Source organism: Kitasatospora sp. NPDC057936 (genome assembly GCF_042887525.1).
Classification (GTDB): Bacteria; Actinomycetota; Actinomycetes; order Streptomycetales; family Streptomycetaceae; genus Kitasatospora.
On the sequence record NZ_JBHVPD010000058.1, the window covers coordinates 40,938 to 67,615 of the forward strand.

General features: G+C 73.1%; 19 protein-coding genes. 11 read left to right on the forward strand and 8 right to left on the reverse strand.

Annotated features, from left to right (window positions below; translation table 11 throughout):
- Positions 1-124: 124 nt before the first annotated feature.
- Positions 125-8,101: a DNRLRE domain-containing protein gene (locus ACFVU9_RS27200; protein ID WP_387597715.1), complete on the reverse strand. Its 7,977-nt coding sequence runs from the start codon at positions 8,099-8,101 to the stop codon at positions 125-127.
- Between the two features lie 233 nt (positions 8,102-8,334).
- Here ACFVU9_RS27200 and ACFVU9_RS27205 point away from each other — a divergent pair, with 233 nt between their 5' ends.
- Together ACFVU9_RS27205 and ACFVU9_RS27210 are read left to right on the forward strand one after the other, a co-directional pair.
- Positions 8,335-8,823 carry a hypothetical protein gene (locus ACFVU9_RS27205; protein WP_387597718.1) on the forward strand — a complete coding sequence of 163 codons (489 nt, stop codon included), beginning with the start codon at positions 8,335-8,337 and terminating at the stop codon, positions 8,821-8,823.
- Between the two features lie 92 nt (positions 8,824-8,915).
- Complete coding sequence (locus tag ACFVU9_RS27210) at positions 8,916-9,398, forward strand: CYTH domain-containing protein (protein WP_387597720.1); 483 nt, start codon at positions 8,916-8,918, stop codon at positions 9,396-9,398.
- Positions 9,399-9,511: 113 nt separating this feature from the next.
- On the opposite strand, the gene ACFVU9_RS27215 is transcribed toward ACFVU9_RS27210, so the two are convergent.
- A complete protein-coding gene (locus ACFVU9_RS27215) occupies positions 9,512-9,940 on the reverse strand; it encodes a nitroreductase family deazaflavin-dependent oxidoreductase (protein ID WP_380445910.1) in 429 nt (142 codons plus the stop codon).
- Between the two features lie 145 nt (positions 9,941-10,085).
- Here ACFVU9_RS27215 and ACFVU9_RS27220 point away from each other — a divergent pair, with 145 nt between their 5' ends.
- From ACFVU9_RS27220 to ACFVU9_RS27230, 3 genes are all read left to right on the forward strand, one after another.
- On the forward strand, positions 10,086-11,882 hold the full coding sequence (locus ACFVU9_RS27220; RefSeq protein ID WP_387597723.1) for an acyl-CoA dehydrogenase: 1,797 nt from the start codon (positions 10,086-10,088) through the stop codon (positions 11,880-11,882).
- 18 nt (positions 11,883-11,900) lie between these two features.
- Positions 11,901-12,524 (forward strand): glycosyltransferase, encoded by a 624-nt coding sequence (locus ACFVU9_RS27225; RefSeq protein ID WP_387597726.1) that lies wholly within the window; start codon positions 11,901-11,903, stop codon positions 12,522-12,524.
- Between the two features lie 121 nt (positions 12,525-12,645).
- Positions 12,646-15,729, forward strand: a complete 3,084-nt coding sequence (locus ACFVU9_RS27230) for an ATP-binding protein (RefSeq protein ID WP_387597729.1) — start codon at positions 12,646-12,648, stop codon at positions 15,727-15,729.
- Between the two features lie 60 nt (positions 15,730-15,789).
- Here ACFVU9_RS27230 and ACFVU9_RS27235 read toward each other — a convergent pair whose 3' ends face one another.
- The 3 genes from ACFVU9_RS27235 to ACFVU9_RS27245 all read right to left on the reverse strand — a co-directional run bounded on the left by ACFVU9_RS27235 (position 15,790) and on the right by ACFVU9_RS27245 (position 19,004).
- The gene (locus ACFVU9_RS27235) at positions 15,790-16,878 is read right to left on the reverse strand and encodes an RICIN domain-containing protein (protein WP_387597731.1); all 1,089 of its coding nucleotides are present in this window, start codon (positions 16,876-16,878) and stop codon (positions 15,790-15,792) included.
- Between the two features lie 11 nt (positions 16,879-16,889).
- Positions 16,890-17,246 carry a nuclear transport factor 2 family protein gene (locus ACFVU9_RS27240; RefSeq protein ID WP_380445904.1) on the reverse strand — a complete coding sequence of 119 codons (357 nt, stop codon included), beginning with the start codon at positions 17,244-17,246 and terminating at the stop codon, positions 16,890-16,892.
- A 231-nt stretch (positions 17,247-17,477) separates the two neighbouring features.
- Positions 17,478-19,004: an FMN-binding glutamate synthase family protein gene (locus ACFVU9_RS27245; RefSeq protein WP_380445903.1), complete on the reverse strand. Its 1,527-nt coding sequence runs from the start codon at positions 19,002-19,004 to the stop codon at positions 17,478-17,480.
- A 270-nt stretch (positions 19,005-19,274) separates the two neighbouring features.
- On the opposite strand from ACFVU9_RS27245, the gene ACFVU9_RS27250 reads away from it, so the two are divergent.
- A complete protein-coding gene (locus ACFVU9_RS27250; protein WP_387597736.1) occupies positions 19,275-20,324 on the forward strand; it encodes a hypothetical protein in 1,050 nt (349 codons plus the stop codon).
- Between the two features lie 69 nt (positions 20,325-20,393).
- Here the strand turns inward: ACFVU9_RS27250 and ACFVU9_RS27255 are convergent, their stop codons facing one another.
- Positions 20,394-20,600 carry a ferredoxin gene (locus ACFVU9_RS27255; RefSeq protein ID WP_380445901.1) on the reverse strand — a complete coding sequence of 69 codons (207 nt, stop codon included), beginning with the start codon at positions 20,598-20,600 and terminating at the stop codon, positions 20,394-20,396.
- 8 nt (positions 20,601-20,608) lie between these two features.
- Complete coding sequence (locus ACFVU9_RS27260) at positions 20,609-21,718, reverse strand: cytochrome P450 (RefSeq protein WP_387597760.1); 1,110 nt, start codon at positions 21,716-21,718, stop codon at positions 20,609-20,611.
- Between the two features lie 815 nt (positions 21,719-22,533).
- On the opposite strand from ACFVU9_RS27260, the gene ACFVU9_RS27265 reads away from it, so the two are divergent.
- Positions 22,534-22,914 carry an ArsR/SmtB family transcription factor gene (locus ACFVU9_RS27265; protein WP_387597739.1) on the forward strand — a complete coding sequence of 127 codons (381 nt, stop codon included), beginning with the start codon at positions 22,534-22,536 and terminating at the stop codon, positions 22,912-22,914.
- Between the two features lie 15 nt (positions 22,915-22,929).
- On the opposite strand, the gene ACFVU9_RS27270 is transcribed toward ACFVU9_RS27265, so the two are convergent.
- Complete coding sequence (locus tag ACFVU9_RS27270; RefSeq protein ID WP_359970277.1) at positions 22,930-23,304, reverse strand: hypothetical protein; 375 nt, start codon at positions 23,302-23,304, stop codon at positions 22,930-22,932.
- A 230-nt stretch (positions 23,305-23,534) separates the two neighbouring features.
- On the opposite strand from ACFVU9_RS27270, the gene ACFVU9_RS27275 reads away from it, so the two are divergent.
- The 4 genes from ACFVU9_RS27275 to ACFVU9_RS27290 all read left to right on the forward strand — a co-directional run bounded on the left by ACFVU9_RS27275 (position 23,535) and on the right by ACFVU9_RS27290 (position 26,547).
- Positions 23,535-23,729 (forward strand): hypothetical protein, encoded by a 195-nt coding sequence (locus tag ACFVU9_RS27275; RefSeq protein ID WP_380499082.1) that lies wholly within the window; start codon positions 23,535-23,537, stop codon positions 23,727-23,729.
- A 3-nt stretch (positions 23,730-23,732) separates the two neighbouring features.
- Positions 23,733-25,445, forward strand: coding sequence for a SulP family inorganic anion transporter (locus tag ACFVU9_RS27280; protein WP_387597742.1), 1,713 nt, complete (start codon positions 23,733-23,735; stop codon positions 25,443-25,445).
- 22 nt (positions 25,446-25,467) lie between these two features.
- A complete protein-coding gene (locus tag ACFVU9_RS27285; protein WP_387597745.1) occupies positions 25,468-25,953 on the forward strand; it encodes an ATP-binding protein in 486 nt (161 codons plus the stop codon).
- 234 nt (positions 25,954-26,187) lie between these two features.
- On the forward strand, positions 26,188-26,547 hold the full coding sequence (locus ACFVU9_RS27290; RefSeq protein WP_387597748.1) for a zinc ribbon domain-containing protein YjdM: 360 nt from the start codon (positions 26,188-26,190) through the stop codon (positions 26,545-26,547).
- Positions 26,548-26,678 lie beyond the last annotated feature (131 nt).

Below are 26,678 nucleotides of genomic sequence, written 5' to 3' on the forward strand. Positions count from 1 at the left end.
AAATGCTCGGTCGCGTGGGATGGTTTTTTCTACACGCGACGGTTGGGGGGGTGGGGGGCGGCCCCGGCGCCGGGGTCGGTGCCGGGGGGGCCCCGGGCCCGGTCGATCAAGGTGTCAGAAGGGGTCAGTACCCCCGGCCTGACGGGTGTCCGTGGATCTTGCCCTTCGCGTCCCGGTGGACGCGGACCTTCGTCTGCGTCCGCCCCTTGGCGTTGGTGCCGACGCCGAAACCGAACTCGAGCTCACGAACCTCCTTGCCCTTTTTCTTCTCGATCACCTTCCCATGCCGCCACGCGTGCTCGACGAACCGGCGGGCGGACTTCCAACCGTGGAAGGTCGAGAGGCCGCCGCGCTTCTTCACCTCCCGGTGGTACTCCGGAGTCCCCCGCACGTGCCGGGCCTGCTTCTGCATCGAGATCTGGCACGCGGCGGACTTGTTGTGGGAGAGCGCCCAGCTGTCACCCACCTGGACGGAGAAGGTGTGCTGGTCACCGATGGTGAGGTTGAAGACCAGCTGGTCGACGACGAAGCCGAGGTCGTTGACCCGGGTCACGTCGCTGACCGTGCCGTCCGGGGCGATCAGGGCGTCGCCGGCCTCGACTGCGGCCGCGTCCGTCCAGCCCTTGCCGGTGACCCAGAGCGGGTGCTCGGCGGTCGCCCGCAGCGGCTGGCCGCCGTCCGGGCCGGCCTGGATGTCGACCAGGTGCTTGGTGCCGTAGCCGACGATGACGTTGAGCACCGGCTCGGGCCGGGACCCGCCGGTCCCCGGGTCCGTGGACATCACGTAGTCGCCGACCTGGACCTGACCGATCGGCAGCTGCGAGCCGTCGCCCATCAGCACCGGGGTGTCCGGGGCGAAGGAGTTGCAGCCGGAGCTGCGGAACACCGAGCGCGCCCGGGAGGCGAACCGCCCGGCCCGCCCGGCCGCCCGGCTCGCGCGGACGGCCGTGAAGGCGCCCTTCACCGCGGTGTTGGCACCGACCAGTCCGGACAGCGCGGTGACGCCCATCTCCGCCGCCTTGCGCCAGTTGCCCGTCGCGGCGTAGGAGATCGACGAGACGGCCGCGGCCGCCGCACCGATCGGGCCGGGGATGTACGAGGCGACCTCGGAGACCCTGGCCACCACGTGGACCGTCTTCTTCAGCCACTTGGGCATGCCCCAGTTGCCGTCGAGGTCGGTGCAGTTGACCGGGTCGCCGGTGCAGTAGTCGTACGGGCCGGCGTTGCCGCCCGGCACCGGGTCGACCTGCAGGAAGCGTCCCAGGGCCGGGCTGTAGAGGCGGGCGCCCATCAGGATGACGCCGTCCTGCGCCTCGGCGGAGCGCTCCTTGCCGCCCAGCCAGCCGAACCGCACGGCGGCCTGGCCGTCCTGCGGGACGCCGAACTCGTCGAAGTCCAGCACGACCGGCCTGGTGAGGGCGGTGTCGGTGGTGACGACCACCGAGCCGAAGAGGTCGGTCAGCTGGAGCTGGACGTCACCGGTCCTGCCGGTGGTCGCGACGAGGTCGGTGTCCGGGCCCGAGACGTTGCGGGTGACGGTGCCCTGGGTGGTGTCCTCTACGGTCCAGCGGACCTCGTCGGAGTCGTCGCCGTAGTGGTTCAGCTTCGACGTGAGGTTGGACCAGCTGCCGCCGGCCTGCTTCCTGGCGGTGGTGTAGGCGGTCGGCCGGTGTGCGGCGTCCTGCGCCCACTGCTGCCGGGTGTCCCCCTTCTCCTGGGCGGCGACCTTGTCGTTGGCCCAGTAGGTGTCGGTCGCGCCGGTGGCGGTCTTCACGGTGCGCCCGAAGGCGTCGTAGGCGTAGCCGGCGTCGGTGAGCCGGTCGGCGCTGTCGTAGGCGTGGTTCTCGGCGACCGCGCCGGTGGTGGCGCAGGAGCCGTCCGCCGCGGCCGGCGTGGTGGTCTTCGAGAGCCGGTTGGAGTGGGCGTCGAAGGCGTACTGCCGGGTGACGCAGCCGCTGGTGGTGCTGGACTGCTGGGCCTTCACCAGCCGGCCGAGCCGGTCGTACTGGTAGGTGCGGGTGGCGGTGGAGCTGGTGTTGCGGGCCACCTGGCCCTGGGTGGAGACGTCGCTGGTCTGCGCCCAGACGACCGTGTTGTCGGAGGTGCGGGTGTAGGTGCGGCCGGTGGCTTCGCCCACCGCGTTGAAGGTGTCGCGGCGGACGATGCCGCCGGGGTAGGTCTGCTCGACCAGCTGGCCGTCCGGACCGTACGCGGCGGTGAACTCGCCCGCCACGCTGTCGCTGACCGAGGTGACGAGCCCGCGCGGCTCCTTCGCGCGGTCGTAGGCGTACGTGGTGGACCCGGTCGGGTCGGTGACCTTGACCGGCTTGCCGAACCGGTCGAACTCCGTGGTGGTGGTGCCGCCGTCGGCGTCCGTGTACGAGATCAGCCGGCCGAGCGCGTCCATGACGCGGGTCAGCGACTTGCCGTCGGTGGTGGTCCTGACCGCGTCGCCCGTCGCCGGGTCGTACTCGGTGGTGACCTTGGACAGTGCCTGGCCCTCGTCCGAGGTGATCTCGGTGGAGGTGACCCGGTCCGCCCCGTCGTAGGTGGTGACGGTCTTGCGGGTCTTGCCGGCGTTGGTCTCCGTCGTCTCCTCCGGCTCGCCGAACGGCGAGTACCGGGTGATCCGCTTGACCGGCAGGGTGGTCGGCATCCGGGAGCCGTCCGCGCCCGTGACCGGACCGCCGGGCAGGGTGGCGCAGGGGCTGCCCGCCCACTCGGGCCGGTTGCCGCACAGGGCGTCGTCCGGGTTGGCACCGGCCGTGTAGAACACCGACTTCACGGTGCTCGCGTCGGCGCCGGTGCCGTCGGGCTTGCGGGACTCCAGCGCGCGGCCGGCCGCGTCGTACTTCAGGTAGGCGGTCGGCTTGGCACCGAGCGCGTCGGTGGTGACCGAGGTGGCCACCCGCAGCTGCCACCCGGGGACACCGCCGATCGGCGCGTCGTAGCCGTGCTTCGTGACGCGCAGTTCGACGTCGGCGGCGTAGCCGTCGATGCGGGCGCCGTCGGTGGAGCTGGTGACCAGGTGGTACGTCCTGCCGTCCGGCCTGCCCTCGTCGTAGGTGTTGGTGTTGTGGTCCCGGGCGAGCACCGGGGTGCCGGCCGGCAGGGTCGGGTTGAGCGTGGTCTTGGTCAGGGTGACCCGGTCCAGGCCCGCCTGGTAGTACGGCGTGACCGCGGCCGGGTTCTTCCCGGTGACGGTGAGCCGCAGCTCGTGGTCACCGCGGGCGAGCCGGACCGTCGAACCCGCCGTGTAGGAGCTGGTGGTGACGGTCGGGTTGTACCCGTCGAAGGTGCCGCCGACGTTCTGGCCGTCGATCGACAGTTGGACCACGCCGTAGTCCGCGGCCCTGGTCAGCAGCGCGGTCAGCTGGTACTCGCCCTCCTCCGGCACGGAGACCCGGAAGGACGCGTTGTCACCGACCTCGTTCGCGCCGAAGAACACGTGCGCGCCGCCGGACCAGCCGGCCCCGGCGCAGCACTGCGCGAGGGTCTGCACCCGCAGCGGGTCGGTCGCGCCGAGCTGGACGAGGCTCTCGCCCTCGGCCGCGACGGACACCGGCGCGCTCTGGCCCTCGACCTGCTCGGCGAGCGAGGCGCGGTAGACCGGGCCGAGCGTCTCGACGACGTCGAGGCCGTCCGGGGAGTAGACCGTCCGGTGGTCCAGCAGCCGGGCGCGGGAGGCGGAGTCGGCCGGCAGGCCGAGTTCCGCGACGAACCGCTCGGTGTCGGGGTGCGTGCCGATGGCGATGGACCGGTCGGTCGCGTCCAGGGCGCGGACCGCGTGGCCGTAGCGGTCGTACTCCTTGGTGTCGATGTCACCGCCGGGGGTGACGGACGGGGTCGCGGTGTTGACCTCGCTGCCGGAGGCGTCGAGGTAGTGCACGGTGGCGGCCCGGTAGCCGTCGGGGCCCGGCCTGGCGGCCGAAGCGGTGCCGGTGCCCGGGTCGTCCTCGGGGCCGAACACCGCGGTGGCGTCGGTCGGCGCGTCGGTCTGGGCCCAGGCCGCGACGTCCGGACCCGACATCGCGTACGGGCCGCCCGCGCCGCGGGTCAGCGGCACGTCGTAGACCACCGTGGTGGCGATCTCGCCGTCCACCCGGTCCTTGCTGCCCGGTGCCAGCGAGGCCCGGCGGACCTTCAGCAGCCGGCCCGGGTCCTGGTCGGCCGCGGCCTTGCCGTAGTCGAAGTCCCACGGCAGGTCCCCGGCCGGGGATATCCGGGTGACCCGGCCGGCGTCGTCGTAGCCGTACGCCGTCTTCAGCGGCTGGGCCAGGCGCGGGTCCCACACCCGGGCGAGGCGGCCGCGCTCGTCGTACGCGTAGTGTGCGACCTCGACGGCCTCCTGCTTGGCGGTCACCGGGTTCCACGACCAGACCTTGACGGCCCGCACCCGGTCGGTGAAGTCGCCGGGGGTGCCGGCGACGGCCGTGGTGGCGGTCGCGTAGTCGTAGTCGGTGACCTCGCAGCCGCGCGGCAGCGGGTCGACGGCGCAGCCGTTGGCGTCGTCCACGCCCGGCTCCACGGGCGCGATCACCCGCTTGACCACCGCGCGCCGGTCGGTGGAGTCGTAGACGTACCGGGTCGTGGACGCGGCGTCCGGGCCGGTGGAGGACTGCACGGCGTACACGTCGGACTCGCCCTGGCGGGCGAACACCGTGGTGGAGCCGTCCAGTTCGGTCAGCGTGTAGGTGGCGCCGGTCGCCTTCAGGCCGAGGTGCTCGGCACCCGGCTCGGGGTAGAGCGTGCCGTCCTGCGCCCGCGCGAAGGTGACCGACGTGTCGTCGGTGGCCTTGAGCACCGCGGCGTCCGCGCCCGGGAAGGCGAGCGAGACGTACTCGGCCGCCTCGCCCTGCGCCCCGCCGGCCCACTGCGGGCCGAACGGCGCGACGAGCTCGCGCACCGACATGTTGTCGAAGTACACGGGCCGGTCGGCGTTGTCCGAGTGCCCGTTGTAGAGCCGGACCTGCGCCTCGGTGGCGTCCGCGGCGAGTGTGACGTCGGTGGTGAGCTCCGCCCAGGCGTCGGTGTACGGCGCCTTGCGGGAGACGGTGGTGGTGAGCGCCCCGGTCTTGCCGTGGACGACGACGATCCGCATGCCGCGGTCGTCGTACCCGGCGGTCAGGCCGGTCGTGGACGGCACGTAGACCCAGGCCTTGACCCGGTAGGTGCGGCCGGGCTTCATGCCCAGCTGCAGGCCGCCCGAGCCGCCGAGCAGCGCGTACGTGTCACCGGACTTGTTGGCGTCCGGCAGCACCTTGAGCGAGTCGGTCGAGGAGCCCTGGCCCCGGTCGGTGGCCCGCAGGGCGGTGCCCGGGGTGGCCAGGAAGCCGGTGGTGTCGGTGGACACCTGCTGCTGGTTGGCCGTCAGCCGCTCGCCCTGCTCCTGCCAGCCGCGGTCGGTGCCGCGCGAGGAGGAGGAGCGCTTGGTGGCCATGCCGAACTCGTCGGTGTCCGTGACGTCGACCGAGTAGTCGCCGGTGAGCAGGTTGACCGAGCCCGGACCGACCTCGGTGCCGGCCGCGCCGTCGGCGTTGGGGTCGGCGGTGAAGGTCGACCAGGCGGTCGGGTACGCGGCGTCGGTGTCCTTGTCGGTGTAGAGCAGCGCGCGCACCTGCACGACGCCGCCGACCCGGCCGAGCGACTCCAGCACCGACCAGTTGGCGTGGCCACCGAGCTCGGCCAGCCGCGGCCGGGTGCCGGTCACGGGCGTGTTGTCGGCCTTGGCGAGGTGGGCCGCCGGGACGTCGAACTCGGCGGCGCCGGGGCCGCGGCGGTACTGCCAGGTCACCCGGGTGAACTGGGTCTGGGCGTCGACCGCGAGCTTGACGCGCTTCGCGGCCTGAGTGCCGTCCACGGGCGAGACGACGCCCGCCTTGCCGACCCTGAAGGTGTGGACGGCCGGGTCCGAGAGGTTGTCGGCGCGGTCCTTCGTCTGCACCTTCAGGACGTGCGTGCCGTCGGTGGGCGGGGTGATCGAGGCGGTGGTCGCCCCGGTCGCGTCCACCGTCGTCGGCGACTTGCCGTCCAGGGTGTAGACGTAGCCGATCACGTCACCGGTGCCGGCCGGCGGGGTCAGCGTGAAGCGCCCGGCCTGGCCCGCGGCGCCGTGCCAGGCCTCGTCCGAGGGGTAGTCGGGCGAGGTGACGAAGGGCGCGCCGGGCTTGGTGGTGTCGGCGACGACGACCACGTCCTGCGGCGCCCACGGCGAGTTGTCGGTGCCGTCCCAGAGGCGGGCGCCCATCGAGTAGGTGACGCCCTCGTCGAGCTTCGCGATCCCGAAGTCGGCCGGCTTCACCTGGGCGTAACTGCCGTTCGGGACCTCCTTGTAGACGCGCTTGACGAACACGCCCGCACGGTACAGGTCGAAGTCGGCGCCGACCCGGCCGCCGCCGTCGGGGTCACTGGCCAGCACCTGGAAGGTGGGCGTGGCCGAGGAGGTGTAGCGCGGGTTCCCCTGGTGCGCGGGGAACACGTCCACCGCCGGCGGGGCCGTCGGGACCGTGTTGTACGTGACCGACAGGTACGGCGGGTTGGAGCCCTCGGCGGAGTCGAAGCGCTTCCACGAGTACGGGCTCGTCTCGGTGGAGGCGCGCAGGCCGAGCGCGTTGTTGGTGTAGCCGTTGTCGGACCACGCGGCGACCAGGCTCGTCACGTCCTGGCTGACCCAGGCGTTGCCGCAGCCGGCCGTCTCGTTGCCGGCCGTCTTGTTGCTGACCGCCCACATCTTGTTCCAGCCCGGCTGGTTGGTCCACCGGGTGGCGGTGGACGCGAGGCCGGTGTCCCAGACCTCCCAGGACCAGGGCTCGCACGACCACGAGTGCCAGTTGTAGAGGTTCAGCTTCGCCGAGAGGATGTGCTTGCCGTGGTACGGCCCCTCGGGGAAGTGCAGGAACGAACGGGCGACCTGGCCGCTGCCGTTGTTGCCCAGCTTCAGCTCGACGGCCGACGACTGGTCGGTCGCGTAGCCCTGCTGGACGAAGGTGTCGAAGGACGGCCCGACGGTGAGCGCGGGGTCGATCGTCACCGGGAAGCTGGTCGCCGGGTCGGCGAGGAAGCCCGCCTCCGGGGTGAACACCAGCTCGGCGTCGGCACCGGAGCCGCGCAGTTCCATCGCCACCGGCGCGCGCCGGGTGTGCTCCTGCGAGTTCGGGTCGACCGTCGCGTCCCACATCACCGGGGCGGGGATCCTCGCCTGGACCTTGCCGGAGGGACGCTCCGTCAGCTCGATCGAGCCGTCGTCCTTGCGGATCACGTCCAGACCGCTGGTGTCGACCGGGAGCGTGATCGTGCCGGCCTGCGAGACGGCCGAGCGGTCCTTGACGATCAGGAACTGCTCGAAGCCGGTCCGGGTGGCCTCCAGGACGAGGTCCACACCCGGGCGGGCGTCGGCGTAGGTCGCCTTGCTGCCCTCCAGCCTGGGCTTGGGCAGCCGGCCGAGCCAGCCGAACTGCACCTGCTGCTCCCCGGTGCCGATCGTCACCAGCTCGCGCTCGGCGGGCTTTGCGGCGTCGGCGGGCTTTGCGGGTGTGGTGAACGGACCGTCCTGCGCGCGGGCTTCGCTGCGGCTGGCCCGGGTGGTGTCGGCGGCGGCCGGGGCCGTGGAGGCGGGGGTCGTGGGGGCGACCGGGTCTCCGGTCTTCACCGTGGCGTCGCCGCCGGCGAACACGAGGCCCTCCGGGTGGACCTTCGGCGCGACCTTGCCGTCCGCCGTCTCCACGAGCGTCGTGTCGACGGGGACCCAGGCGTCGCCGACCTTCACCCTGACCGGTCCGGTCGCGGTGTCCTGGGTCAGCGTGCCCTCGGGGTCGGCCCAGAGGGTGGTGGTGGCGGTCCTGGCGCCGGTGACCTCGATCCGGCGTCCGTTGAGCCGCGCGGCCAGCAGCGCGGACGCGGCGTCCGGTGCCTCGTTGACCGGCGCGGTGGCCGGCGCCTTGGCGTTCGCGGGCGCGGCTTGGGCCTCGGCGGTGATCGCGTCGAGCGCGACCCCCGTCTCGACCAGCATCGCGAGCGCGGCTACGACGGCTGTCCGCCGCAGCCCGCGCGTGGTGAAGGCCCCGCCCCCGAACCGGGACGAGGCCTGCTTCCTCGATGGCAAGAGAGTTTACTCCGTGAATAGCAATGGTAAAGGGTTTTGCCTTTCCAAGATCGCAGAAGTGTTCGGGCTGGATGACCAAATTGCATATCGAATCGGCAAAGTTTGTTCATTGAGTGTCTCTTATGTCCATATAAGGGGACCGTTGATGAATCTGTCTCAGTTGGTCATGGTGAGGCCACTGTTGTTCCGAGATGGACGGGCCGCCGGGGCCGGGTGCACGTTAGGCTTCGTCCATGGCGAGCCAGCACCGGTCGACGGGCTTCACCGAAGCCCAGCTGTCGATCATCGATGAACTGAGTGCCCTGCCGTTCCCCGAGCAGGAGGGCAAGCCGGAGAAAGGTGACGGGTGGAGTGGGCCCGGATTCCACGTGGCCGTGCTCCGGGAGAGCCGGGACTTCTGGGACGACCGCAGCGAGGAGGTCGTCGAGGCGGCCGAGAAGGAGCTGGAAGCCGATCTCGACGCGCTTGCCGCCGCTCTGACCGCCCGTTGGGGCAGCCCCGCGACGGTCGACCTGTGGCCGTATCTCGGGTTCGACCATCCGGACCCCGAGTTCGTGGCCCCGGAGCCGCTCGGTTTCCTGTGCAACCTCGCCGGCAGCATGCAGCTGTGGCAGCCACCCTCCTCCGACCGGTGGCTCGCCCTGGCCATCGGCCAGGGGGACCGGGAGCTGCCGTTCCAACTGCTCGCCGCGATCGGCGGGGCGTCCTCGCTCCCGGGATGAGCCGGGCCCGGAGACCGACCGGCGCCCCACAAGCTCGGCATACGACGTCGGCCGCCTGACGACCGGTCTTGAGCACGAGGAAAGGAAACCGGATGCCGAGCGAGATCGAGCGCAAGTTCCTGGTCGACCGCGTCCCCGGGACGGCCGGTGCCGCCTCGACGGCCATCAGCCAGGGCTACCTCACCCGCGGCGGCGACTCCGAGGTGCGGATCCGCCGGACGCCGGAGGGCTCCATGCTGACGGTCAAGCACGGCGGCGGCCTGGAGCGCGCCGAGTACGAGACCGCCCTGGACGAGGAGCAGGTCGCGGCCCTGTGGCCCGCCACCGAGGGCGCCCGGCTGACCAAGGTCCGCACCGAGGTCCCGCTGGAGGACGGCCGCACCGCCCAACTCGACACCTACGAGGGCGCCCTTGCGGGCCTGCTCACCGTCGAGGTCGAATTCGACAGCACCGCCGAGGCGACGGCATTCGAGCCCCCGGACTGGTTCGGCACCGACGTCACCGGACGCAGCGAGTACAACAACCGCAACCTGTGCCTGCGCGGCACCCCGCCGGCCGAGGAGCCCACCGCCTGACGGGCCGGCCCGGCACGCGACGCCCCACCGGAACGCCGGAGCCGATCCGGTGGGGAGTCGGGCGTGCGCCCCGGTACGACCGCGCGGCCCCGGCGGAGGTCCGGGGCCCCGGATCAGGCGCGGGTCAGTTCGAGCACCGGGATGACGCGGATGCCGGCGGTCTGGCGGGCGTACTCGGCGAAGCCCGGGTAGCGCCGGGCCTGCTCGGCGTACACGCGGTCGCGTTCGTCGCCGGTCAGCTCGCGCACGGACACCCGGTACGTCTCCGTCCCGCGTTCGACGGTGCCCTCGCCGGCGGCGGTGAGGTTGCGGTACCAGTCCGGATCGGTGGGTGCTCCGCCCTTGCTGGCGAAGACGTAGACGACGTCCGGGTCGTCGTCGTGCGGCAGGCACATCATCGGGGCGACGTACTCCTTGCCGCTCGTGCGTCCGCGGTGGTGCACCAGGACGAGCGGAGCCCCCTCGAAGGGCCCGCCGACCAAGCCGCCGTTCGCTCGGAACTCCGCGATGGTCCTCGCGTTGAAGTCGAGCGGTTCACTCATGCCGAACTCCTGACTCTGATGGGTGCCGGGTGTGACCGAGCCCTTCCCCCAGCCTGCCCCCTTCAGTCCCGGACGCGGGCCCCGACACCGGATTCGGGCTCGGGTAGCCTCGGGCGGAGCTCGTCGAGTTGAAAGGCACGATGCCATGACCTCTCTGCTCCTCTCCCGCCGCGACCTCGACTTCCTGCTGTACGAATGGCTGGACGTCCCGTCGCTCACCGGGCGGCCGCGCTACGCCGACCACTCGCGCGAGACCTTCGACGCGGCCCTGGACCTCAGCGAGCAGGTCGCCACCCGGCACTTCGCGCCGCACAACAAGCGGAACGACGCCGAGGAGCCGCGCTTCGACGGCGAGCGGGTCCACCTGATCCCGGAGGTCAAGGAGGCGCTGGCCGTCTTCGCCGGCACGGGCCTGCTCGGCAGCGCGATGGACTACGAGGTCGGCGGCGCGCAGCTGCCCTCCGTCGTGGCCAGCGCCTGCTTCGCGTGGTTCCAGGCCGCGAATCCGGGGACGTCCGGCTACCCGTTCCTCACGGCGGGCAACGCCAACCTGCTGCTGGCGCACGGCAGCCGGGAGCAGGTCGACACCTACGTCCGGCCCATGCTGGAGGGACGGTTCTTCGGCACCATGTGCCTGTCGGAGCCGCAGGCCGGCTCCTCGCTCGCCGACATCCGCACCCGGGCCGAGCCGCAGGGCGACGGCACGTACCGGCTGTTCGGGAACAAGATGTGGATCTCGGGCGGTGACCACGAGCTCGGCGAGAACATCGTCCACCTGGTGCTGGCCAGGATCCCCGGCGGGCCGCCCGGCGTGAAGGGCCTGTCGCTGTTCATCGTGCCCAAGGTGCTGGTCGCCGCCGACGGCTCGGCCGGCGAGCGCAACGACGTCGTGCTCGCCGGGCTCAACCACAAGATGGGCTTCCGGGGGACCACCAACACCCTGCTCAACTTCGGCGAGGGCGTCCACCGGCCGGGCGGCGGGCCCGGCGCCGTGGGGCACCTCGTCGGCGAGCCGCACCGCGGACTGGCCTACATGTTCCACATGATGAACGAGGCCCGGATCGGCGTCGGACTCGGTGCCACCGCGCTCGGCTACACCGGCTACCTGCACGCCCTGGACTACGCCCGCACCCGCCCCCAGGGCCGTCCGCTCACCGGCAGGGACCCGGACGCGCCCCAGGTGCCGATCATCGCCCACGCCGACGTGCGCCGCATGCTGCTCGCCCAGAAGTCCTACGCGGAGGGCGCGTTGGCGCTCGTCCTGTACTGCGGCCGCCTCCTCGACGAGGAGCGCACCGGCGCGTCCCCCGAGGACCGGGCCCGCGCCAAGCTCCTGCTGGACGTCCTCACGCCCGTCGCCAAGAGCTGGCCCTCCCAGTGGTGCCTGGAGGCCAACAGCCTCGCCATCCAGGTGCACGGCGGCTACGGCTACACCCGCGAGTACGACGTCGAGCAGTTCTACCGCGACAACCGGCTCAACCCCATCCACGAGGGCACCCACGGCATCCACGGCCTGGACCTGCTCGGCCGCAAGGTCGTCATGGACGGCGGCGCCGGGTTGCGCCTGCTCGTGGAGACGGTGCATGCGACGATCGCCCGCGCCAAGGGCGTCGGCGGCGACGCGGCCGAGTACGCGGCGCGGCTCGACGAGGCCGCCCAGCGCGTCGTCTCGGTCACCCGGCGGCTGTGGTCGACCGGTGACCCGGAGACGGCCCTGGCCAACGCGAGCATCTACCTCGAAGCGGTGGGCCACACCGTCGTCGCGTGGCTGTGGCTGGAGCAGCTCCTCGCCGCCGACGCCGGCAGCGGGCCGTTCTACGAGGGGAAGCGCCACGCCTGCCGGTTCTTCTTCCGCTACGAACTGCCCAAGACCGAGGCGCAGTTCAAGCTCCTGGAAAGCCTGGACCGCACCACGGTCGAGATGCCCGACGACGCGTTCTGAGCCTGCCGGAATCGCCGCATGCGCATTCTGATCATCACCGCCGGTTCCCGGGGAGACGTCGCGCCGTACACGGGCCTGGGGCGCCGCCTGCTGGAAGCGGGCCACCAGGTGGCCGTGGCCGCCCACCCGTCCTTCGCCGCGCTCGTCGGCGGGTGCGGCCTCGGCTTCCGGCCCGTGCCGGGTGACCCGCACGGGCTGATCCGGGACCGCGCCCGGGCCGCGTCGCGCGAGGAGGTCCGGGTGCTGACGAGGGCGTACGCGGACGGACTCGCCGACGGGGTCGCGGACGCGGTGGCCGACGGGACCGACCTGCTGCTCACCGCCTTCGGCCCGGCACCGCTCGGCCGGACGGCGGGCGAGGCGCTCGGCGTCCCCGTCATCGGTACCTATCTCGTGCCGGCGATCGCCACCGCCGAATTCCCGCTGCCCAACGCTCGGGACACCGGCGCAGGTAACCTCGCCGCGGGCCGGGACGTGCTGCAGCGCGCCGAACGTGCCTTCGCAGGTGCAGCGACCCGGCTACGCGCCCTCTTTGGCCTGCCCGCCGACCCGTCCCACGGCCGCGGTGCGGCCGAGCTCGCCCGTGGGATCGCCGCGGAGGACGGCGCCGCTCCGCTCCTCGCCCGCATCGCTCGCGGGTAGCCACGCGGTCTCTTCTGGCAAGTTCTCGTCAAGCCGCCCCGGAAGATCACCTCGCCCGGTAGGGTCCCGACTTGTTACCGGGGAGTAGCCACTGGGGTGACCCGGGTGTGGGGGTGTGTGGGTGACGACGTTGGGCCGGCTGCTGCGGGAGCTGCGGCGTGCTGCGGGACTGACTCAGGAGGAACTTGCCGAGGCCGCGGGGTTGGCGGCCAGATCGATCAGGGATCTGGAGCGGGGCCGCCGGGAGCGGCCGCAGCGCCGCACCCTGGAGGTGCTGGTGTCGGCGCTGGGCCTGGCGGAGGCGGAGGCCGCCGCGCTGTTCGCCGCCGGCCGCTCCGGCGGGCAGGCCGGTCCACCCGTTGACCAGTGCGCGACGGTACCCGAACTGCTCAGCCGACAAGCCCAGTTGGCGGCCCTGGAACGCGCGGCCGACGATGCCCGGGCCGGCCGGGGCGGAGCCGTGCTGGTCCTCGCGAGCGCGGGCATGGGGAAGACCACGCTGCTGAACGCGTGGGCCGCCACCGAGCAGGCGCGCGGATTCCGGGTGGTCCGGGCCGCCGGGGGAGAGCTGGAGCGGGACTTCGCCTTCGCGGTGCTGCGGCAGCTGGCCGAGCCGCTGCTGGCCCGAGCCGGAGCGGACGGGCGGGAGCGGCTGCTCTCGGGCCCCGCGGCGCCGGCCGCACACGCGCTGCGCGTGGACGGCGAGGGCGGAGGCCTGTCGCCCGAGGCGTCCCTGGGCGTCCTGCACAGCCTGTACTGGCTGATGGTGCACGTCACGGACGACGGGCCGGTCGCCCTCGTGGTCGACGACGCCCACTGGGCGGACGGCCCGTCCGTCCGCTGGCTGGACTACCTGGCACGGCGCCTGAGCGGCCTGCCGCTGCTGCTGGTCCTCGCAGCCCGGCCGCACAGCGGGACCGAGGCCGAGCCGTTCCTGGAGCGGATCGCCGGACAGCCGGACTGCCGGCCCGTCGACCTGCCCGCGCTGGACGCCGACGGCATCGCCGAGCTGGTGGAGGCGAGCCTGGGACGCCGCGCCGGGTCACGGTTCGTCGCCGCCTGCGCCGAGGCGTGCCAGGGAAACCCGCTGCTCCTGCGGGAGTTGCTGCGCACCCTGGCCGACAACGGGGTCGAGCCCGGGGACGGCCGGGCGCCACTCGTCGAGGAGTTCCGGGGCCGGATCCTGGCGGCCACCGTCGTCAAGCGGCTGGCGGACCAGCCGGAGCCGACCCGTCGTCTGGCCCGCTCCCTGGTCGTCCTGGGGGACGGGGCCGCCTGGCACCTCGCGGCCGAACTGGCCGGCCTGGGCGAGGCGCAGGCCCGGGAACACGGCCGCCGACTGCGGCGGATCGGCGTGCTGGCGACCGGCGAGGCGGCACGTTTCGACCACCCCCTGGTCCGGGCCGCGATCGCCGAGGCCGTCATGACCCCGGTGGAATCGGCCGCCGCACACGCGCAGGCGGCCGACCTGTTACGGCGCGAGGGCGCGGGCGAGGACGCGGTGGCCACCCACCTGCTGCTGGCCGAACCGAGCGGCGAGGCCTGGCGCGTGGATGCGCTGCGCGAGGCGGCACGGGTCACGCGCGGCCGAGGCGCGCCCGAGGTCACCGCGACCTACCTGCGCCGCGCCCTGCGGGAGCCGATGCCCGCCGACCGGCGCGGCCCGCTGCTCCTGGAGCTGGGTGCGGCCGAGCTCCAGGTCGACGTCACCGCGGCCAGGCACCAACTGGCCCAGGCATCAGCCGCGTTGACGGACCCGTACGCCCGGACGGAGGCGGCCTACCTGCTCGCCAACGCCCTGTTCCTCGACCACCGGCACGCGGAGGCGGTCGAGGTCGTCACCCGCGCGGTGGAGGACCTGCGGCAGGCCGAGGACGGCACCGGGCTCGCCCGCGAGGTGTCCCGGTACCTCCAGGCCCAGATGCTGGTGATCGGCTACGAGCAGCTCGCCACCCTCCCGGCGGCCCGTGAGCAGGCGGCCCGGCTGTGGGAGGAGAAGCTGGCCGGTGACACGCCGGGTGAGTGCGCGGTCCTGGCCGCGCTGTCCGCCTCGGGCGTCACCGGCGACGCCAGCGCGGCGGTCACCGACGACCTCCTCGACCGGGCCCTTCGCGGCGGCCTGGCGGGCGTCGACCAGGCGCAGATGCTCGTGAGCCTGGTCGGCCTGTCCTTCGTCACCACCGACCGGCTCGACGACGCGGCGGCCCGCTTCGACCACATCGCCGAGGTGGGCGGGCGCTGGGGCTCGTTCCTGATGGTGTCGGCGGCGATGGTGTGGCAGCTGACGGTCCGGCTTCGCCGGGGGCACGTTCCCGCCCTCACGCCGGACTTCGGTCATCCCGCCACGACGGCGGGGGAGGGCCTGGAGCCCCGGGTGCGGCTGGCGCTGATGGCCCAGACGGGGGAGGCGCTGATCGAGCGCGGCGAGCTCGCCGCGGCGGCGGGCGTCCTGGTGCCGGACGCCGACACCGAGCGGGTGGGCTGGACGTGGCAGGGCCCGATGGTCCTCGCCCGCAGCCGCCTGCACGCGGCGCGGCGCAATCCGGCGGCCGCGCTGGCCCTCCTGCTGGAGTACGGCGCGCAGGAGAAGCGGGCGCGGGTGTCCAACCTGGCCATGACGCCCTGGCGTTCGCGTGCCGCGCTGCTGCACCTGGCGCTCGGGCAGCGGGAAGAGGCGTTCCAACTCGCGACCGAAGAGCTGGAGTTGGCTCACCGGTGGGGAACGGATCGGGTGATCGGCGTGGCGTCGCGCTGCCTGGGTGTCGTCGTGGGCGGCCCCGAGGGGGAGGCCCTGCTGCGCGAGGCGGTCACCGTGCTGGAGCGCTCCCCGGCCCGGCTCGAACTTGCCCGGGCTCGGCACGAGTTGGGCGTCGTCCTGGCCCGTGCCGGTGAGACCGGCGAGGCCCGCCACGTCCTCACCGAGGCGCTGGACCTCGCCGACACCTGCGGCAGCGTCCTGCTGGCCGGCCGGGTCCGCCGGGCGCTGGCCGCCGTGGGGGTGCGGCCGGCGGCCGAACGGGCCCCGGCCCCGGCCCTGTCGTTGACCGAGCACCGGCTGCTGGAGCTGGTCGGCGCCGGTCACAGCGACCGCCAGGCCGCCCAGGCGCTGCTGCTGACCCCGCAGGACGTGAGCGGCATGCTGGAACGCATCGGCCGCACGCTGGGCGTGACCGACCGGGCGGCCCTGGGAGCGTACGCGCGGTAGGCGACGTGCGGGCTCGGACCTCCCGCTCCGGGGAGGTCCGAGCCCGTTCAGCGGGTCTCCTTACCGGAACTGCTCCCACGGCCCGATGCCGTCGGCCCGGGCGCGCAGCTCGCCGTAGCTGTCCCCGCCGTAGGCGAGCTCGGCGGACACGTACTTCCCGTTGGCCGCCGACTTGACGGCGTAGGTGCCGCCGCCCACGGCCTCGACGGTGTACTGCTCCCACGGGCCGAGGACGTCGGCGCGGGCGCGCAGTTCGGCGTAGTCGGTGCCGCCGTAGGCGAGCTCGGTCGAGACGAACTTCCCGTTGGCGGCCGACCGGATCGCGTACAGGCCGTTGCGGTTGTTGCGGCACAGGTTGTACTGCTCCCACGGGCCGACACCGCCGGCGCGGGCGCGCAGCCCGGCGTAGGCGTCGCCGCCGCGGGCGAGTTCGGCCGACACGAACAGGTTGTTGGCGGCCGACCGCACGGGGGCGCCCTCCGTCACGCAGGCGGTCTCGTCCGGTGCGCCGTTCCCCAGTGTGCCGTTCAGGTAGGTCTGGTACGCCTGGAGCGCCGCGACGGACCGGTCGATACCGGGCGCGGCGACCGGAAGTTCGTTCCAGGTCAACTCGCGCTGGTAGCCGTGCCGCCAGCCCCGGGTGTGCACCCCGTCGGTGCGCGGGGTGTCGCTGTTCGGGTCCTTGGCGTCGACGTTCTGTCCGTTGTCCTCGAAGGACTGCAGGGCGTAGGCGCCCCAGTCCTCGGCGCCGCCCCAGGCGAACAACTGGAGGTAAGGCGTCGGGTAGTTGAGGGTCTGCATCGTGATCGCGCCCTCGTTGCCGCCCACATAGCTCGCGACCTTCTGCTTCTTCGGGTTGAAGAGCACGAAGTGGCCGCGGTCCCCGATCCGGATCCACTGGCAGTACGGGTCGGAGGCGTCGAACTGCCGGAGCTGGACGCTGTCGTCCGTGGCACTGGCGCACAGGTCGTGATCGGGCCAGGCACCGCTGGTGAGGTACATCGGCCCGGTCACCGACTGCGTCCAGGTGGCCGCCGAGGCCGGCGTCGCGGGCAGGCCGGCCACGCCGACCGCGGCCAGGCCGGCGGCGACGGCGGCGGTCCGCAGGCGCCGCGCGACGGAGCCGGGGGTGCGCAGGAATCCACTCATGGTCGGTCTCCTCAGCTCTTCGGGGTCAGCGCGTAGTGGACGGTCTGGGTCTGGATGAGCCCGTCGCGGAAGACGAACGTGTCCACGCCGTGCGCCCGGTTGGTGTCGGAGTCGGCGTACCAGTCCAGGAAGAGGACGTCGCCCTCGAAGGTCTGGGTCACCAGGTCCCACTCGGCCTTCGGGAGGTCGGCGAACAGCCGGGCGAAGCCCTCGCGCACGCCGTCGCGGCCGTGCCGGACGCCGGCGGGGGTGATGAAGGCCGCGTCGGGGGCGTAGTTGGCGGCGATCCCGTCGAGGTCCTGGGCGAGGAGCGCCTTGCCGTGGCTGCGGAAGATCTCCTGGGGGGTTCGGGCACTGGGGTCGTTCATACGCGGCACCTTCCTGTCCTCGGTGAGGGGGATGGTCACTTGACCGCGTTCAGCAGAACATCGCGGCGGCCGGGTGGACCAGGAAGAAGCACCGGACGGTTCACCGGAAGGACGACCGGAAGAACCCGCGAACCCGCAGGCCGGCAACGGAACTTCCGCCCGGAGAACGCCACGAGCCCTGCCACCGGGTCGACCCGGTGGCAGGGCTCGGTAGGTGCCGGCGCCGGAGCGTCAGACGGCGGGCTTGGCGGTGAGCAGCTCGGTGATCTCCTTGGCGAGGTGCGGGCCGAGCTCGCCCCAGCCCTCCTTGTAGCCGTAGACGCCGGCCAGCGAGCGGGCCTCGTAGTCGCCGTTCATGATCTCGATGTCGTTGGCCGTGATGAGGCCCGGGTGCGCGACGCCGAGGGCGCCCGAGACCTTGAGCAGCTCCCGGCGCAGCGTGCGCAGGTAGACGGCGGCGCGGGTGGACTTCGAGGCCGGGTCCAGGCCGCGGGCCAGCCACTGGTTCTGGGTGGCGATGCCGGTGGGGCACTTGTCGGTGTGGCACTTCTGCGCCTGGATGCAGCCGATCGACAGCATGGCCTCGCGGGCCACGTTGATCATGTCGGCGCCCAGGGCGAACGCGACCGCGGCGTTCTCGGGCAGGCCGAGCTTGCCGGAGCCGATGAACGTGAGCTCGTCGGTCAGCCCGAGTTCGGCGAAGGTCCCGTACACGCGGGAGAAGCCCATCCGGAACGGGAGCGCCACCGAGTCGGCGAAGATCCGCGGCGCCGCGCCGGTGCCGCCCTCGCCGCCGTCGACGGTGACGAAGTCGACGCCGCGGTCTCCGCGGGCCATCAGCGTGGCCAGCTCCTGCCAGAACTCCAGCTCGCCGACGGCGCTCTTGATCCCGACCGGCAGGCCGGTCTCGGCGGCCAGCAGCTCGACGAAGTCGAGCATCGAGTCGACGTCGCCGAACGCGGTGTGCCGCGACGGGGAGGCGCAGTCCCGGCCGGCCGGGATGCCGCGGATCGCGGCGATCTCCTCGGTCACCTTCGAGCCCGGCAGCATGCCGCCCAGGCCCGGCTTGGCGCCCTGCGAGAGCTTGATCTCGATCGCCTTGACCGGGGCGCTCGCGACGACCTCCTTGAGCTTGTCGAGGTTGAAGGTGCCGTCCTCGTTGCGGCAGCCGAAGTACGACGTGCCGATCTGGAGCATGAGGTCGCCGCCGTTGCGGTGGTACGGCGACAGGCCGCCCTCGCCCGTGTTGTGCATCGTGCCCGCGAGTGCCGCGCCCTTGTTGAGCGCGGTGATGGCCGCGCCGGAGAGCGACCCGAAGCTCATCGCGGATATGTTCACGACGCTCGCCGGCCGGAAGGCCTTCGCCCGTCCGCGCGGCCCGCCCAGCACCTTGGCCGAGGGCAGCGGGGCCTGCGGGTCGTGGGCGTCGGGCAGGGCGCCGGCGAACGTGCGCTGCTTCAGGTAGGCGTGGCCCTGCACGTGCGCGACGTCGACCTCGGTGCCGAACCCGAAGTAGTTGTTCTCCTCCTTCGCCGACGCGTAGATCCAGGTGCGCTGGTCACGGCTGAAGGGACGCTCCTCCTCGTTGGAGGTCACGATGTACTGCCGCAGCTCGGGCCCGATCGTCTCCAGCAGGTACCGCGCGTGGCCGAGCACCGGGAAGTTCCGGAGCAGCGCGTGCTTCTTCTGCATGAGGTCGCGGGCGGCCAGGAGCGCCACCGCTGTCGCGGCGGCCGCGCCGATCTTCCGGGCGTGCATGGACGTTCCTCCTCGATGCGCGGCCCCATCGCCGTCGGCGGAGCCGTGCTGCCGTGTTGTGCATGGCCTTGGACGACGGGCGCGGCCGGTCAGGCACGGCGTCCGCCGAAGAATCCGGACCGATCCTAGGAGTCGTCCATGAGGCGCCCGTGAGCAGGGTGCCGGGAGCGCCGGCCGGCCTGGAAAACCCGTACCCGGGCCCGGTGACCGAACGCTACGATCTTCACCGAACGCACACCTGTGCGACGGAGTTCGTAGAGAAGCAGGTTCATGCCCCACCCGTTCGTCATCGTCACCCTCCTCGTCCTCGTCATCCGGCTGGGCCTCTGGCTGAACAAGCAGCGCAAGGCCGACGCGGGCCGAGAAGCGCCCGCGGCGGGTCTGGTGCCGCGCTCCGAGCTGGTCGAGGTGGGCAGCGAGCCCGCCGACCCGGCGGCGCGTGCCGCGCTGGACGCGGCCCGTGCGGGCGACTGGCGTCCCGCCGCCGCGTACCTCTCGGGCGATGAAGGTGACTGGAGTGCCCGCTACGCCCGGATGAACCCGTTCGGCGAGCTCGCGGCCACCGACGACCTGTGGCTCTGGCAGTGGCGCAAGGAGCAGCCCGACAGCCCCGAGGCCGCCCTGGTGCACACCGATGCCCTGGTCAAGCGGGCGTGGGAGATCCGCACCGGGCAGTACGCCTCCGAGGTGACCCGGGAACAGGCCACGGGCTTCCACCAGGTGCTGCAGGAGGCTGCGGAGGCGTCGCACGAGGCGATCCGGCTGGCCCCGGCCGACGACCCGAACCCGTGGGCGGCGCAGCAGGCGATCGCGATGGGCCAGGGCTGGTCGCGCGAGCGCTACCGCGAGCTGTGGGCGGAGATCGTGGCCCGCGAGCCCCACCACTTCGGCGCGCACACCGCCGCGCTGCAGTACTGGTGCGCGAAGTGGCGCGGCAGCGACGAGTTGATGCACGGGTTCGCCGACGAGGCGATCGCCGGCGCGCCGGCCGGCAGTCTGCTGACGGTGCTGAAGCTGCGGGCGTACTGGGAGCAGGTGCTGCGCGACAAGTCCGCGGCCACGCTCTACCGGTCCGCCGAGTTCACGGCCGCCCTGGACGCGGCCCTGGCCGACCTCGCGGCCGCCGACCCGGCCCACCCCGGCACCGTCCCGTCCCGCGGCTGGATCGCCCACGGCCTGATCGAGAACGGCCGCCCGGCGCAGGCCCTGGAGCTGTTCCGCGGGATGGGCCGGGAGATCGCGGGCCCGTGGATCTACTACGGGAACCCGGCCGCCGTCTTCGACGCCGCCCGCACCAAGGCCGCCCGCGCGGCGGCCTGACCGGCTGCCGGAGCGGCCCCGCCGCGGCGCTGCACGGCGGGGCCGCTCACCCCTTCGCGTCGGGCCGGTTCAGCTCGCGCGGACGGTGATCGCCTGGACGGGGCACCCGAGCACCGCCTCCCGCAGCAGCGCGTCGTCAGCCCGCGTCGCGCCGCCGGGGAGCAACTCGGCGACACCGTCGTCGTCCTGGGTGAACACGTCGGGCGCGAGCCGCGTGCACGTCGCCGCGCCGATGCAGCGGCCGGCATCGATCTCGATGCTGCCGTTGACGTCCATGGGGCCTCCTACCAGGCGACGGGCAGCTCGGACACGCCGCCCTGGAGCACGTACGGGGGATCGGCCTTCACCTGCTCGACCGGCACCGCCAGCCGGAGCGTCGGAACCCGGCGGAGCAGGACGCTCAGCGCCGTCCCGGTCACCGCCCTCGCCAGGTTCTGGCCCACGCACTGGTGGACCCCGAACCCGAAGGCGACGTGCCGCCCGGCCCGGCGGCCGACGTCCAGGGCATCGGGGTCCTCCCAGGCGCCGGGGTCGCGGTTCATCAGCATGAGCGAGACCAGGACGCCCTCGCCCGCCTCGATCGTGTGCCCGGCGATTTCGATGTCCGCCGTGGCCACGCGGGGCAGGACGTCGATCACCGACGTGAGGCGGGTGAGCTCGTCGACCGCGCCGGGGATCGACCCCGGTTCACCGCGCAGCCGTTCGAGTTGCTCCGGGTGCGCCAGCAGCGCGAACACCGAGGCGGCGACGGTGCTGGACGTGCTGTCGTCCCCGCTGGCCATGAGCACCATGCAGAGCGCGACGAGCTGATCCCGATCCATGCCGCCCTCCGCCACCGGTCCCGCGATCAGCTCGTCGATCAGCCCGGTGCCGGGCCGCTGCTCCTTGCGGGCGACCACGGCCCGCAGGCGGTCGAGGATCTCGCCGAGGATCCGCTGCGCCGCCCCCGCCTCGTCCCCGACGGCGGGGGAGAGCAGGCGCCGGCTGCGCGTCCCGATGTCGTGCCCGTCCTCCTCGGACACGCCCAGCAGCGCGAGGTTGGCCGCGCACGCGAGCGGCAGGGAGAAGGCGGGGACGAGGTCGGCCCGGTCCCCGCCGGCGAGCATCGCGTCGACGAGCGCCTCCGCGGTCCGCTCGATCCCCGGGAGCAGCGCGGCGATCCGCCGGACGCCGAAGGCGGGGATGACGAGCCGCCGCTGGCGCGCGTGCTCGGGATCGTCCACACCGCTCAACGGCGGCGTGAACCCGCCCGCCGACTGCTCGGCGAACTGCGGGGCCAGAGCGGGGAAAGCCGGGTGCAGGACGCTGACGGACAGCCGGGCATCGAGGAGCAGGGCCCGCCCCTCGGCACTTCCGGAGGCCAGCCAGACCTCCCGGCCGTCGTAGAGGGTCACCCGCGACAAGGGCCCCTCCGCCCGCAACCGGTCGTAGCCGTCGGGCATGCGGAACGGACATTCCCGCGCCATCGGGTAGGCGGGAGCCCCGACTTCGCTCGAACGGGTGCCGGCCGGTGTCACGGGCTTCCTCGCCTTCCGCCCGGGAGGTCGGCCAAGGAGCCGGACCGGTCCGGTCGCTCCCTTGGCCCGTCCCAAATCCGGGCACATGGTGCCGATGCGAATCAACGGGGCGATCATGCCAGATCCGCCACCGGAGCAGCAGCGGTGGACCACCGCCGACTCGATAGTGCGGAAAGCCGCTCAAATGACCATCGGACACGCGGACTTGACCACCGGCCCCGAGGTGCGCACGCGAGAGGCCGCCCCGGCGTCGGTTCCGGGGCGGCCTGGCGGCGCCGGCCCGCTTCCGGAGGGCTGGCGCATGACGACCTTAGCAGTTGCTAATATCGTCAACTGCATGCGGGGTCGGGTGCGGAAACGCGTATCTCACCGTGGTGCCGCACGGCCGTGCCGTCCGCTCCGTGTCCGGCGCGGGCAGTGGTTGGTGTCTCTCGGCCCGCGCCGGGCGGGCGTGGCCGGTGTGGTGCCGCGGGCGCTTCCGACGTCCGATCCGTCCCGATGGTCGCGGGGGCGCATGCAGGCTCGCCGCCGCTCCTGGAGTTGTGCCTGGGGGCGGCGGCGGGTGCGCGGCCGGGCCGTCCGCCCGGTACGGGGCTGACCTGCGCGTCCGTCCCGTCGGTTGCTAAGGTCAAGTCCTTGACGAAGATCGATCGAGATCGACGACGATCGGCCCGGACGGAGACGGTGACGACGTGAACGCCGAAACGCCCACCCCGCCTCCCGTGGTCGGCACCCCGCTGTACCAGCTGAAGGCGGAGTTCTTCAAAACCCTCGGCCACCCCGTGCGCATCCGCGTCCTGGAGCTGCTGAGCGAGCGCGAGCACGCCGTCGCCGAGATGCTGCCCGAGGTCGGGGTCGAAGCCTCCCACCTGTCCCAGCAGCTCGCCGTGCTGCGCCGCTCCAACCTGGTGATCGCCCGTCGCGAGGGCTCGACCGTCTACTACCGCCTCACCAACCCCCAGGTCGCCGAGCTCCTGCGGGTCGCCCGCGCCATCCTGGGCGGCGTCATCAGCGAGCAGGCCGAGCTCCTCAACGGCCTGCTCGCCCAGCCCGAGGGACCCGCCCGGCCGTAAGGCCCGCCCTCCGGCTCAGACCACCAGCTCCTCGTCGATGCGCCGCACCTGATGCCGCGCCATCGCCAGGTTCGCCCGGGTCCGCTCCAGCACCAGGTACAGGAACAGCCCCTTCCCTCCCGGCGACGTCAGCGGGCGCACGAGGTGGTACTGGCGGGTGAGCGTCGTCAGGCTGTCCTCCAGCTTCTCCCCGAGCAGCCCGAGCGCGTCCGCCGCCCGCTGCTGCGCCCGTACGACGTCGGTGGCGCCGGCCGCGGCGACCTGGAGGTCCAGGCCGGAGGCCTCGCCCAGCGTGCCGAGCGCCATCCCGCTGGTGGCGTCGACCAGGGCCACGCCCACCGCCCCGTCGATCGCCATCGCGTCCTTGAGTGCGCCCTCGATGCCTGCCATCCGAACAAGTCCTCCCGACCGTCTCGCGTCGTGGCCGGCCGTCTGCCGACCGTGCACCGAGCGTAGGCACCGGGCGCTTCGTGGTCGTCGTTTTGACCGTTACTGATCACAACAGATCGCTACTGTCGGAATCCATCACATGCGAAAGCAGCGACTTGAAAAATTCTTCATATCCATACATGCTGTCGTGACGTTGGACCGGAAACGGCGGGGGAGAGGAGCGGACGGCTGTGACCGCAGCGTTCGACGAGGAACTGCGCGAACAACTGGCCCGGGCGCGCGAGGCGCTGCGGCAGGCCCGCGCCGACCGGGACGACGAAGGAGCCCAGGCCTACGCCGGGCGCGTCGCCACCCTGCTGTGGATCGCGTCCGCCCATGGGATCGACCTGCCGCACACCGCCGAAGAAGAGCAAGGAGAGGGCTGAACGATGGCCGTCCGCGCGGTCCTCGACGCCGTCCGTGACCGGGCCGGATCCGTGCTGCCCACCCGGCGGCTCCTCGCGACCATGGGCCGCTCGCCCCGCAAGGACCTGGTCGCCGGGCTCACGGTGGCCGTGGTCGCGCTGCCGCTCGCGCTCGGCTTCGGCATCTCCTCCGGCGCCGGCGCCGAGGCCGGACTGGCCACCGCCGTCGTCGCGGGCGCACTCGCCGCCGTCTTCGGTGGTTCCGACGTCCAGGTCTCCGGCCCGACGGGCGCCATGACCGTCGTCCTGGTCCCGATCGTCGCGCGCTACGGCACCGGCGGCGTGCTCACCGTCGGGCTGCTCGCCGGGGCGGTCCTCATCGCGCTCGCCCTGCTGCGCGCCGGTCGCTGGATGGCCTACGTCCCCGTGCCCGTCGTCGAGGGCTTCACCCTCGGCATCGCCGGCGTCATCGCCCTCCAGCAGGTGCCCGGCGCGCTCGGCGTGAGGAAGCCCGGGGGTGACAACCCGGCCGTCGTCGCCGCGCAGGCGGCCCGCGACTTCGCCGCCGCGCCGCACTGGGCCGCGATCGGCGTGACCCTCGCGGTCTCGGCCGTGATGCTCGTCGGCGGACGGTTGCGGCCCGCGCTGCCGTTCTCGCTGATCGCCGTCGTCACCGCGACCGTGACCGCCGGGCTCGCCGGCCTCCCCGTCGCCACCATCGGGCACGTGCCCGCCGGCCTCCCGGCGCCCTCGCTCGACTTCCTCGACCTCTCGGCCGTCCCGGCCCTGCTGCCCTCCGCCCTGGCCGTCGCCGCGCTGGCCGCGCTGGAATCCCTGATGTCCGCCACCGCCGCCGACGCGATGACCGTCTCCGAGCGCCACGACGGCGACCGCGAACTGTTCGGCCAGGGCCTGGCCAACCTCGCGGCCCCGCTGTTCGGCGGCGTCGCCGCCACCGGCGCGATCGCCCGCACCGCCGTGAACGTCCGCTCCGGCGCCGTCTCCAGGCTCGCGGCCCTCGTCCACGCCGCCGTCCTCGCGGTGATCGTCTTCGCCGCCGCACCGCTCGTCGCCGGGATCCCGCTGGCCGCGCTCGCCGGGGTGCTGATCGCGACCGCGGTACGGATGGTCCAGGTCGGCTCGCTGCGCGCGCTCGCCCGCTCGGGGCGCGGCGAGGCCGCCGTCCTCGTCCTCACCGCCGCCGCCACGCTCGCCTTCGACCTGGTCACCGCCGTCGCGATCGGCCTGCTGGTCTCCGGTGCCCTGGCGCTCGCCGCGGTGGCGAAGGCGGCCCGGGTCGAGCGGGTCCCGCTGCACGCGGGCCTTCCCCCGGCCGACCACCACGACGAGGAGCGGGCGCTGCTCGCCGAGCACATCGTCGCCTACCGCATCGACGGCCCGCTGCTGTTCGCGGCCGCGCACCGCTTCCTGCTGGAGCTGACCGAGGGCGCCGAGGCGAAGGTCGTGATCCTCCGCATGTCGCGGGTCAGTGCGATCGATGCGAGCGGTGCCACCGTCCTCGGCGACGCCGTCGCCCGACTCCGGGGGCGCGGCACGCTCGTCCTCGTCTCCGGCATCCGCGACGAGCACCATCGGCCCCTCGACGCGCTCGGGGTGCTCGACCGGCTCCGCGTCGACGGGCACATATTCGGCAGCACGCCGGAGGCCATCGCCTTCGCCCGTACCCACCTGCTCAGCCGGGCCGTGTCCGGCCGCCCCTCCGGAGCGTCCCGTTGACCGAACTCGCCGAGGGTGTACGGTGATCCGCCGCTGGCGCGATCGGCGGTACCGCGACCACCGCTCCGCCGAGCCGGCAGAGCCCGCCGACCACCACCGCAGCTACCGGATGAGCCTGGCCGGCACCTGGTCGGCCGCCCGGACGAGCCGTCGGATCACGGTCACCGTGCTCACGGGGTGGGGCGTGCCGCCGAAGACGGTCGTGCACGACGCCGCCGTCTTCGCCATCACCGAGTTGGTCACCAACGTGGTCCGGCACGCCGGTTCGCGCTCGCCGTTCTTCGACCTGCTGCTGGCCATGACCGACACCCACCTCGAAGCCGGTGTGCGCGACGGGCACCCGGGCTTGCCCGACATCCCGCGCGCGGGTGACACGGGCGGCCTGGCGGACGTGGCCGGCCTCGTCCGTCACCTCGGCGGCGGCCTGAAGATCCAGCCCGCGCCGGACGGTGGCAAGACCGTCTACGTCCGCCTGCCGCTCAGCCCGTCGACCGCGATCCCGCAGTAAGGCCGCCCTTGCACTTCACCATCACCGAATACGACGACCACGGCGCTCCCGCCGGCCCGCGGACCGTCGACCTGCCGGCGCTCCGGACCGTCCTCGCCGAAGCCGCCACCACGGGCCGGCGCCTGCACATACGCCCGGCGCTGCGGCGCTCCGCAACCGCGCCTCGAAGAACCGCCGTCAGACACCCGCTGACCTCGGAAAACACCCCTGAGAACGACTGGATATCCTGATCACATGAGCGACAACCTTCCCCCGTGCCCGCAGTGCTCCAGCGAGTACACCTATGAGATGAACGCCCTCATGGTCTGCCCGGAGTGCGGCCACGAGTGGGTCCCCGCCGGCGCCGGCGAGGGCGCTGCGGCCGCGGTCGGCGAGCGCGTGATCAAGGACGCCGTCGGCAACGTGCTGGCCGACGGCGACACCGTGACCGTCGTCAAGGCCCTCAAGGTCAAGGGCAGCGTCTCCGGCATCAAGGCGGGCACCAAGGTCCGCAACATCCGCCTCGTCGACGGCGTCGACGGCCACGACATCGACTGCCGCATCGAGGGCTTCGGCGCGATGCAGCTCAAGTCCAGCGTGGTGAAGAAGGCCTGAGCCGCTCCGCCCGGCCACGGGGCCGGGGGGGGGGGGCGCCCCCCGGGGGCCCCCGCCCCGGGGGGGGAGGGGGGAGGGGGGGCCCGGGGGGGGGGTTACCGGGGGGGGGGGGAAACGGGCCGGGGCCCCCA